General features: G+C 71.8%; 5 protein-coding genes. 1 reads left to right on the top strand and 4 read right to left on the bottom strand.

Going from position 1 to position 10,690, the window contains the following annotated elements; genetic code table 11:
- Positions 1 to 57: 57 nt before the first annotated feature.
- On the top strand, positions 58 to 2,109 hold the full coding sequence (scpA, locus tag HNR22_RS01025) for a methylmalonyl-CoA mutase (RefSeq protein ID WP_425488088.1): 2,052 nt from the start codon (positions 58 to 60) through the stop codon (positions 2,107 to 2,109).
- 102 nt (positions 2,110 to 2,211) lie between these two features.
- Here scpA and HNR22_RS01030 read toward each other — a convergent pair whose 3' ends face one another.
- From HNR22_RS01030 to pdxR, 4 genes are all read right to left on the bottom strand, one after another.
- Positions 2,212 to 2,916: a 4'-phosphopantetheinyl transferase family protein gene (locus HNR22_RS01030; RefSeq protein WP_179778581.1), complete on the bottom strand. Its 705-nt coding sequence runs from the start codon at positions 2,914 to 2,916 to the stop codon at positions 2,212 to 2,214.
- A gap of 275 nt (positions 2,917 to 3,191) precedes the next feature.
- Positions 3,192 to 3,428, bottom strand: a complete 237-nt coding sequence (locus HNR22_RS01035) for a DUF5988 family protein (RefSeq protein WP_088947727.1) — start codon at positions 3,426 to 3,428, stop codon at positions 3,192 to 3,194.
- 108 nt (positions 3,429 to 3,536) lie between these two features.
- A complete protein-coding gene (locus HNR22_RS01040) occupies positions 3,537 to 8,939 on the bottom strand; it encodes an ATP-binding protein (protein ID WP_179778582.1) in 5,403 nt (1,800 codons plus the stop codon).
- Between the two features lie 190 nt (positions 8,940 to 9,129).
- Complete coding sequence (gene pdxR / locus HNR22_RS01045; protein WP_343059629.1) at positions 9,130 to 10,542, bottom strand: MocR-like pyridoxine biosynthesis transcription factor PdxR; 1,413 nt, start codon at positions 10,540 to 10,542, stop codon at positions 9,130 to 9,132.
- Positions 10,543 to 10,690 lie beyond the last annotated feature (148 nt).

Consider the following 10,690-nt stretch of genomic DNA (forward strand, 5'->3'; position numbering starts at 1 on the left):
GACGTCGAGCTCGGCACCCCACCCGCGCCGAGCGGCCCCGCTCCGCAGTCGACAGACGTGTGGCAGACCCCGGAGGGGATCGGCGTCAAGCGGTTCTACACCGCCGACGACCTGGCCGGTGTGGACTTCCTCGACTCGCTGCCGGGCATCGCCCCGTTCGTGCGTGGTCCCTACCCCACCATGTACGCCACCCGCCCGTGGACGGTCCGCCAGTACGCGGGCTTCTCCACCGCGCAGGAGTCCAACGCCTTCTACCGGCGCAACCTGGCCGGCGGGCAGAAGGGGCTGTCGGTCGCGTTCGACCTGGCCACCCACCGTGGTTACGACTCCGACCACCCCCGGGTGGCCGGTGACGTGGGCATGGCCGGCGTGGCGATCGACTCGATCCTCGACATGCGGGAGCTGTTCGCCGGCATCCCACTGGACCGGATCAGCGTGTCGATGACCATGAACGGTGCGGTGCTGCCGATCCTCGCCCTCTACATCGTCGCGGCCGAGGAGCAGGGGGTCACGCCCGAGCAGCTGGCGGGGACCATCCAGAACGACATCCTCAAGGAGTTCATGGTCCGCAACACGTACATCTATCCGCCGGAGCCGTCGATGCGGATCGTGGCGGACATCTTCGCCTACATCTCGCAGCGGATGCCGCGGTTCAACTCGATCTCGATCTCCGGCTACCACATGCACGAGGCGGGGGCGACCGCCGACCTGGAGTTGGCGTACACCCTCGCCGACGGCGCCGAGTACGTGCGAGCCGGCAAGACCGCCGGGCTCGACGTCGACTCGTTCGCCCCCCGGCTGTCGTTCTTCTGGGCGGTCGGCATGCACTTCTTCATGGAGGTGGCGAAGCTTCGGGCCGGCCGCCTGCTGTGGGCGCGGCTGCTGCGCGACGCCGGCGCGACCGACCCGAAGTCGCTGTCGCTGCGCACCCACTGCCAGACGTCCGGCTGGTCGTTGACCGCGCAGGACCCGTACAACAACGTGGTGCGCACCTGCGTCGAGGCGATGGCGGCGACCCAGGGCCACACGCAGTCGCTGCACACGAACGCGTTGGACGAGGCATTGGCGCTGCCGACCGACTTCTCCGCCCGGATCGCCCGCAACACCCAACTGCTGCTCCAGCAGGAGTCGGGCACCACCGGAGTGATCGACCCGTGGGGCGGCAGCGCCTACCTGGAGCGGCTCACCCACGACCTGGCCCAGCGCGCGTGGGGTCACATCCGGGAGGTCGAGCAGGCCGGCGGCATGGCCCGGGCCATCGAGCAAGGGCTGCCCAAGCTGCGGATCGAGGAGGCCGCCGCTCGTACGCAGGCGCGGATCGACTCCGGCCGGCAGCCGGTGATCGGTGTGAACCGGCACCGACCGGTCGTCGAGGACCCGATCGAGGTGCGCAGGGTGGACAACACGGCGGTGCGCGCCGAGCAGGTCGCCAAGCTGCGCCGGCTGCGGGCCGAACGCGACCAGCCGGCCTGCGACGCCGCCCTGGCCGCCCTCACCCGGGGCGCCGCCGACCCGGCGGCCAACCTGCTCGACCTGGCCGTCACCGCCGCCCGGGCGCACGCCACCGTCGGGGAGATCTCCACGGCCCTGGAGACGGCGTTCGGCCGGCACGTCGCCCACATCCGTACGACCAGGGGCGTGTACCGCGACGAGGCGGGCACCGATCCCGGCGTCGCCCGGGCCCGCGCCGCCGCCGACGCGTTCGCCGACCGGCGCGGGGTCCGTCCCCGCATCCTGGTCGCCAAGATGGGCCAGGACGGTCACGACCGCGGTCAGAAGGTGGTCGCCACGGCCTTCGCCGACCTGGGGTTCGACGTCGAGGTGGGTCCGTTGTTCCAGACCCCGGACGAGGTCGCCCGGCAGGCGGCCGACGCGGACGTGCACATCGTCGGCGTCAACTCACTCGCTGCCGGCCACCTCACCCTGGTGCCCGCGCTGCGTGCGGCGCTGACCGCCCTGGGCCGCGCGGACATCATGATCGTGGTTGGTGGGGTGGTGCCGCCCGGTGACATCGCCGCCCTGCGCCGGGCTGGCGCCTCGGCGGTCTTCCCGCCCGGCACTGTCCTCGCCGAGGCCGCGGTGGACCTGTTGGAACGGCTCCAGCGATGAGTACGGCGACCCGCTCCCCGGTCGCGGCCTGACCCCGGACGACACGGTGGCCGCCTCCCATTCGGGGGGCGGCCACCGTGCTGTACGCGGGGACGTGAGGGCTCAGCGGTGCGCGGCGAGGCGGCCGGCCGGCCGGGTCTTCGGGACCACCGGCGCGAGGACGGTGATGGCGGTGACGACGAGGCCCTGCTCGACGAGCCACCGGCCGCTGAACCCGCTGAGCCGCCGCCCGTGCACCCACGGCCCGGTCACCAGCAGCGCGGCGTTGAAGGTGCCGTTCAGCGGGTCGATGACGATGTTCGCGTCCTCGAAGTCGAGCCACCGCGCGGTCAGCGGGAACCAGGCCTTGTAGACCGATTCCTTCGCGCTGAACAGCATCCGGTCCCAGGCGATGCCGGGATGGTCGCGCAGCAGGACGGCGATGCGGTCCCGTTCCTCGGCCAGGGAGACGGCTTCGAGCACACCGTTGGCGAGAGCCTCGTTGGGTTCGGCGTCGATGCCGACAGTGGTGACCTTCTCCTGTTCGGCGAGGACGGCGGCGCGGTAGCCGGCGCAGTGGGTGATGCTGCCGACCATCCCGAAGGGCCACTGGGGCTCGCCGCGGGTGCCGGGCAGGACCGGCGCGGGAGCGATCCCGATCTGGCGCATCGCCTGGCGCGCGCACCAGCGGGCGGTGGTGAACTCGCGGCGGCGCTTGTCCACGGCCTTGCGGACGACGGCCTCCTCCTCGGGGAAGAGGTCGGCGCCGGGCGGGTCCACGAATGTGTCGACGGCCGTCACGGCGCCGGGAAGGATGGACTCGATCATGGCTTCCTCCGCGCCGGAGAAACGGTTCCGGAGTCAGCGGTGGCCGACCTGACGCCCTCGGGCGGCAGTGCACGGGCACGGCTGGCATTGGTCACGCTTCAACAGTATCGACGCTGGTAGCCGTAGGGAACGAACGCTGCGGCTTTCACGGGCCGCGCTCGCGCAGCTAAGGGAGTGCCCTTCCCGGCTAGGGGCCCGGGCAGTCGGTGGGCGTCCGATCGCGGGCCGCCGCCTCGGCGCCGACGCCAAGGGTGCGACCCGCGATCCGTCCCGGGTCATTCCGCGATCTTGGTCCGCGCGGTCCAGGTGAACAACAGGGGGGAGCCGTCGCCGAAGCGGCGCTCGAAGTGCTCGTAACCGGCCAGGTAGGGCACTTTGATCTTTCCGTAGACCAGCTGCTCGACGCTGGCCACCACCGTGCGGGGGATGTCGGCCGGTCCACCCTGGAGGAACACCAGCACGGGCTCGGACGGTGCCAGGGCCGGCGGGTCGAGTGTCAGGTACTGAGGCATCGGATGGGTCCTCTCTGCCACGGAGCCTCGTCGCTCCGAATTCAGCATGGGGGCGTCTCCGGCGCCGACACAGACCCCTAGCACCCCGATGCCGGGGTGGGGAGGGCATCACCTCTTCAGGCCGTGCTCGATCGCCTCGATGATGCGGGGCCGCAGCTCGGCCGTGCTGACGATGGCGTCGACCGAGCCGACCTGGACGGCTCGCTGGATGCTGTGCACCCGGTCGAACTCCGCGGCCACCTCGCCCAGCTTCTCCGCGCGGACCGACGAGCGCACCTCGGTGAGCAGGACGTTGAGGGCCGCCCGTTCCGCGCCGGTCGCGCCCGCGACCTGCGCGTGCAGCTCGGCGACGCGGGGGTCCTTCGCGGTGCGGTTGGTGACCTCACCGCAGAAGACGACGGCCGCAGCCGGGGCGCCGCCGAGCACCGAGGCGAACGAGCCCTCCAAAGCGAGCACGGACATGTTCGGGTTGAGGGCCTTGGAGAAGACCACGAACGCGCCGCCGTGGTAGCGGGAGATCACCGTGAAGACGATCGGGCCCTCGAAGTTGACTATCGCCCGGCCGATCTCGGCGCCGTACTCCAGTTGGAGGTTGCGCATCGACTCGGGGGAGCCGTCGAAGCCGGACAGGTTCGCCAGGACGACGAGCGGACGGTTGCCGGAGGCCGCGTTGATCGCCCGTGCCGTCTTCTTCGACGAGCGGGGGAACAGGGTGCCCGCCGTGTAGGTGTCCGGACCGTCGGTGGGCGGGAACCCGCGCCGGGGGACCGGCCGCGACTCGATGCCGATCAGGCAGACGGGATAGCCGCCGACGTGGGCGTCCTGGACCACCGACGTGTCCGCGTCGGCCATCCCGGCCCAACGTTCGAGGACGGGGTGGTCCTGGTCGGACAGGGCGCGCATGACCGTACGGATGTCGAAGGCCTTCTTGCGGTCCGGGTTGTGGCTCGCCGAGAAGATCTGCCCGACGGTGGTGAAGTCGCTGCCGTCGACGAGGTGCGGGTAGTCGGAGACGTCCCGGTCGACCGGGTCGTCGGTGTCGGCCCGCCGAGGCCCGGTCTCCCCGGGGACGACGTAGGTGTGGTCGTAGTGGGCCATGAGCACGTCCCGTGCCGCAGGCAGGCTGGGTGCCCAGTACTGTGCCTGCCCGTTGGGGCCCATGACCCGGTCGTAGCCGCCGATGCCGAAGTTGTCCTCGGCCGACACGCCACCGGAAAAGTCCAAGGAGTGCTTGCCGGTGAGCACCATCGCCGAGTCCGGGGTCATCACCAGGATGCCCCTGGTGTGCATGAGCATCGTCGCCTCGGCGTTCCAGTACGGCTGCGCGCCCACGTTGATGCCGGCCACCACGATGTTGATCTCACCACCGGCCTGGGTGAACGTCACGACGCGCTTGAGCGCCGCGGCGACCCAGTCCATGTTCTCGGTTCCGGAACTCATCGAGATGCGGGCGCCGGCCGACAGGGCGAACCACTCCAGGGGCACCCGCATGGTCTCGGCCAGGTCGAGGGCGGCGATGACGCGGGCGCACTCGGGTTCGGAGAGCGCGCCCAGCGCCTTGGTCGGGTCGCCGAGCAGCACCACGCGGGTGACGCCCTCCGGGTAGCGCTCGGTCGGCGTGGTCACCACACCGGCCACGATGGCCGCCGAGTTCTTTCCCTTGGGTCGTTCGACGGGTACGAGCGTCCCGGACGGGTCGAGGTCGTACTCGGTGAAGCGGCCCAGCAGCCCGGTCAGCTCGTACGGGTAGGTGGTGCCGCGGCGTACGGCACGCAGCACCTTCTGCCGGTAGTCGTCGAGTGGTCGCACCGGCTCGGTGGACGGCGCGCCCACGTTGAGGCGGGCGCCGTTGCCCGGGTCGAGGGTGATCGTCACCGCCACGTCCCCGGCCGAGTGCGGCTGCCGGGCGATGAACTGCACCTCTTCCAGCCCGGCCCCGGTCGAGGTGGGCAGGATCCGCTGGACCAGCGCGTTCAACTCGTCGAGCGACAGGTTGGTGGGCGGCCAGACGTACATCAGGATCCGGTTGGTGTCGAACCGCTTGTCCTGTGGCCGCCGCGCCTGGATGTCGCGGATCGCGTCCAGGGCCAGGGTGGTGGCCTCCTCCAGGGCGGGCAGCGCCACCAGGCGTCCGTCGGTCTCCCGCAGCGGGGTCAGGTCGCGGACCTGGCCCATGGCGATGAGCCGTTCGTCGGCGGGGTTGCTGCGCGCCACGGCCTTGAAGAGGTAGATCTCCTCGTCGGCCGAGGGCAGCCGGGTCAGGTCGAACTCGCGCAGCCGCTCCAGTTGCAGGCGCTGGGCGATCTGCGGGTGCAGCCCACGGATCAGCCGGTCCTCGGTGAAGCCGGCCTCCCCGGGCCGGAACGTGAAGTAGTGGTGCATGACCGCGCCGTTGGAGCTGGCGACGGTCGCGGTGACCCGCTGGACGGTCGACGGCAGCGGGTGTGCCGCGAACAGCTCACCGAGGCGTACCGCGACGGCGTCGTCGTCGGGTTGGTCCTGCACCGCGACGTACAGGTCGACGACCAGGGGGGCCGGGGCGTCGGCGGCCAGCTCGGCGAGCGCGGTGAGGGTGCCGGGAAGACGGGCGATGTCGGTGGCGCCCGCCACGATGTGGGTCGTGCCGTGTTCGGCGGTGAGGAACCCGTCCCGCGCGGTCACCGCGGTCAGGCCCCGGTTGCCGTAGTAGCGGCGGGTGAGCACCTCCAGCAGTGGGCCGTGCCCGGTGTGACCGGGGCGTCGGATGCGCTGGCCGATGATCCGCACGAGGGGTTGTCGACAGGAGACCATGCGCTGGATGCGGTCGGCCCGGTCCGGGGCGTCCGGGTGCTGGTCGAGGTGGCGCAGGTCGGCGCGGACCTCGGCATAGACCTCGGCGCGGGTGCGGCGCAGCAGGGGCTGGGCGTACCAGCGGAAGACCAGACCACGTGCCAGGTCGGCGATCACCGGGAAGCGGACCTGGGTCGCCTCGATCAGGCGCTCGAGCACGACACCGGCGGGTTCGCGCAGGTCGCCGACGGGTGCGGGCCCGGCGAGCAGTTGGCGCAGCACCTCGGAGACGACCGGCGTCGCGGCGGCCAGGCGTTGCTGGGCCAGGAAGATCCGGAAGACGGCGTCCTCCAGTTCCGGTGTGCGGTCCAGCCCGGCCACGCCGTAGTGGGCCAGGACCCGTTCCAGGCGTGCCACGAACCCGGGGGAGACGCCGGCTCGTTCGGCGTCGAGGCTCTGCAGGTAGCTGTGGAAGAACTCGCGCGGGGTGTGCACGGCGCTGCCCGGCTGGGCGTCGGCGGTCCGACGCGGCTTGTTGCGGGCCAGCTCTGCCAGGTTCGCGAAGATCGTCAGAAGGTCGAGGTGGCCGGCTGGCGGCCCGGTTGGCACGGCCGGGCAGCGCCCGATCTCGCCCGGGGTGACGTCGTAGCCGAGCAGCAGCGCGCGCAGATCGTCGAGAATCTGCTCCGCCGACGGCCCGGCCGGTGCCGCCGGCAGGTCGATCTCGACGACCTCGGCCGAAGTGGTCGTCTCCTCGGCGGTGGTGTCGGCCAATGGTTCCAGGCGCATCAGGGGGGTGCCGGTCTCGACCTGGCTGCCGACCGCGACGGGACATTCGCGCACGCGGGCCTTGAACGGGGCCCGGAGCACGTTCTCCATCTTCATGCTCTCCAGCACCAGGATCGGCGCGCCGGCCTCGACCTCGTCGCCGACGGTCAGGGGAGTCGCGACGACGAGGGCCGGCGCGGGGGAGCGGACCACGCCGCCCTCGTCCCTGCTGACCCGGTGGGTGACGCCGTCGACCTCGATCGTGTGGATCGGCCCGTGGGTCGCGGTCACCAACCGGAAGCGGTTGCCGTTGACCAGCATCTGCCCGCGGTGCTCGTCGAACCGCTCCGTCTGCACGTCCACGCGGTGGACGTCGCCGCCGGCCGACAGGCCGATGCGGAAACACCTGCGGCTCACGCGGGACACTGCCACCCGGTAGGCGACGCCGCGCAGTTTCAGGTCGAGTGCGCGGCCGGTCTCGTGGCGCACCTGCGGGCGGCCGCCGTGCGCGGTGGTGAACAGGCGCTGCCGGCTGACCTCCTCCTCGTCCTGGTAGGCCTCGATGGCAGCCGCGGCGAGGGCGATCGCGGAATGGCGGTGGGTGACGAGGCGGCCCTCGGAGCGGACGCGGTCGATCCAGCCGGTGTCGGCGGACCCGTCGATCACCTCGGACTGGTCGAGCAGGTCCAGCACGAAGCTCTTGTTGGTGGCGCCACCCTCGATGATGACAGTGGTCTCGGCCATGGCGCGACGCAGGCGGCCGAGCGCCTCGTCGCGGTCCCGGCCGTACGCGATGATCTTGGCGATCATCGAGTCGAAGGCCGCCGGGATGCTGTCGCCCTCACTGACACCGGTGTCGACCCGGATGCCCGGGCCGGCCGGCAGCGCGAGCCGGACGATCCGGCCGGGGGAGGGCGCGAAGTCGCGGTCCGGGTCCTCGGCGTTGAGCCGGGCCTCGACCGCGTGACCCACCTCCACCGGCGCCGGGCCGTCGAGACGGCCACCGCCGGCCACGTGCAGTTGGAGTTTGACCAGGTCGGTGCCGGTGGTGATCTCGGTGATCGGGTGCTCGACCTGGAGCCGCGTGTTGACCTCCAGGAAGGCGAACAGCTTCTGGGCCGGGTGGTACAGGAACTCGACAGTGCCGGCGCCGCGGTAACCGACCGCCAGTGCGAGCCGCACCGCGGCGGCCTTCACCTCGGCGACCTGCTCCGCCGCCAGCACCGGCGACGCGGACTCCTCGATGATCTTCTGGTTGCGGCGCTGCACCGAGCAGTCCCGCACCCCGAGCGCCCAGGCGCCACCCTGCCCGTCGGCGATCATCTGCACCTCGACGTGCCGGGCGCCGGTCACCAGGCGTTCCAGGAAGACGACGCCGGAGCCGAAGGCCCGCAGCGCCTCCTGGCTGGTGCGCTCGTAGGCGTCGGTGAGGTCCACCGGCGAGTCGACCCGCCGGATGCCACGCCCACCACCGCCGGCGGTCGCCTTGAGCATCAGCGGGTAACCGATCTGTTCGCCCGCGCGAAGAGCGTCCTGAAGGGTCGCCACCTCGCCCCGGCTCCACGGGGCGACCGGGACGCCGACCTCCTCCGCGATCAGCTTCGAGCCGATCTTGTCGCCGAGCTTGCGCATCGCTTCCGCGCTCGGCCCCACGAACGTGACCCCGATCCGCTCACACAGCTCGGCGAACGCCGGATCCTCCGCGACGAATCCCCAACCGACCCAGGCCGCGTCGGCACCGGTCTCGACCAGGGCGCGTTCCAGCAGCTCGTGGTTGAGGTAGGGGCGGGTGGCCGCGGCGCCCAGTGGATACGTCAGGTCGGCCGCCCGGACGAATGTCGCGCTACGGTCCTCGTCGGTGAACAGGGCGACCGTCTCGACGTGGTCACCCGACTCCGCCGACAGGTCCCGTACGGCATGGATCAGCCGGATAGCGGCTTCTCCCCGATTGATGATCGCGATACGCCTGAACACCGGTCGACCCCTCCCCCGACGCCTGACGCTTCGACAGACGACGATTCTTAAGTGACCCGCGCGCGTATCGCGGTACGGGCACGGCCGGACCGTAACGCGCCCGTGGGAGCAGCCGACACCCCTAGCTTGGCCTGGGACGCGAGCCCGCCCAGGGTGGCGGTGCCGGGACGACAGGGGTCACCGGTCGCCCTCACCGTCCACCGCGGACCCCCGTGCCGCTCGGTTCGGCCGTCGGAGTCACCCGGGGGGTTCTGGACCCGGTGCGGCCCATCGTCTCCCGGTACGCCCCGGCGATCCCGGCCAGGCCGCGGCCCAGCTCGGTGCCGCGTAACCCGGCGTAGCCGACGACCAGTGCCGGCGGTCGGTCGTCGGCGCGCAGGGCGTAGAAGCGACCGCCACGGACCAGGACCGAGCGCCGTCGGGCGGCCTGCACCAGCGCCTCCTCGGCGCACCGCGCGGGCAGTTCCAGGTACGCCTGCAACCCGCCGTGCCCGTTGCGCAGGGTGGCGCCGGGCAGCTCGCGGGCGACGAACTGGTGGACCACCTGACGGCGTTTCTGGATGTCGGCGGTGAGTCGGCGCAGGTGCCGGTCGAAGGCTCCGGTGTCGATGAGCCGGGCGAAGGCGAGCTGCTCCAGGCTGGAGCAGCCGAGGTCCCAGCCGGCGCGCAGGCGCTCGATCGGCGTGGTCAGCGTGGGCGGGGTGGCCAGCCAGCCGAGGCGGAGCGCCGGGGCGAGCACCTTGCTGGCGCTGCCGGCGTAGATCACCCGGTCCGGGGCGAGGCTCTGCAACGCCGGCATCCGTTGCGCCGGCGCGACGAAGGCGGCGTCGAAGTCGTCCTCGACGATGTAGCCGTCGACCGCCTCGGCCCAGGCGACGAGCTGCTCCCGGCGTTGCGCGCTGAGCGTGGCCCCGGTCGGGAACTGGCTGGCCGGGGTGACGAGCACGGCGCGTACCCCGCTCACGGCCAGCGCGTCGACCCGGATGCCGTCGGTGTCCACCGGGAGGCCCACCGGACGCAGGCCGGCGTCGGCGATGAACTCCCACTCGCCGGGGTGACCCGGGTCCTCCACGCCGACCGTGTCGTGGCCCCTGTCGCGCAGCTCCCGGCACAGCAGCGCGAGCCCCTGGGCGAAGCCGGACGTGATCATGAGGTGGTCGGGTCGGGTACGCACGCCGCGCACCCGACCGAGGTAGCCGGCGAGGGTGTGCCGGACGACTGGCAGACCGGACGGCGGGGCGTAGCCCAGCTCGCGGAGGCCGGCCGAGGTGACCACCGCGCTGACCGCCCGGATCCAGTCCTGCCCGGGGAAGGTGGAGGCGTGCAGGCCGCCGGTGCGCAGGTCCCGGAGCGCCGCCGTCGGTGTGCGGTCGCCTGGCGTGAGCGCCGAGCCGATCTCGTCACGTGCCGCCGCCGCCACCGAGGTGCCCGAGCCGTGCTGGGAGACGAAGTAGCCCTCGGCGCAGAGCTGCTCGTACGCCTCGACGACCACACTGCGGGACACCCCGAGGTCGGCGGCCAACTGCCGGCTCGACGGCAGGCGGGTGCCGGGACGCAGCACACCCTCCTCGACCCGCGTACGAAATGCGTTACGGAGCTGCACTGCCAGCGTTTCACGCGACTGACCATCTATTGACAGGTTTAGATTCAACAACAAGTGGTCCGCTCCGGCGTAGTCGAAGTGGTATGGACAGCGCGATCTGCACTTGAGGAAAGTGTTGGCCGGACGCGCAACCGTCCAGCGACCGGCG

It is taken from the genome of Micromonospora jinlongensis (genome assembly GCF_013410645.1).
Taxonomy (GTDB): Bacteria; Actinomycetota; Actinomycetes; order Mycobacteriales; family Micromonosporaceae; genus Micromonospora; species Micromonospora zamorensis.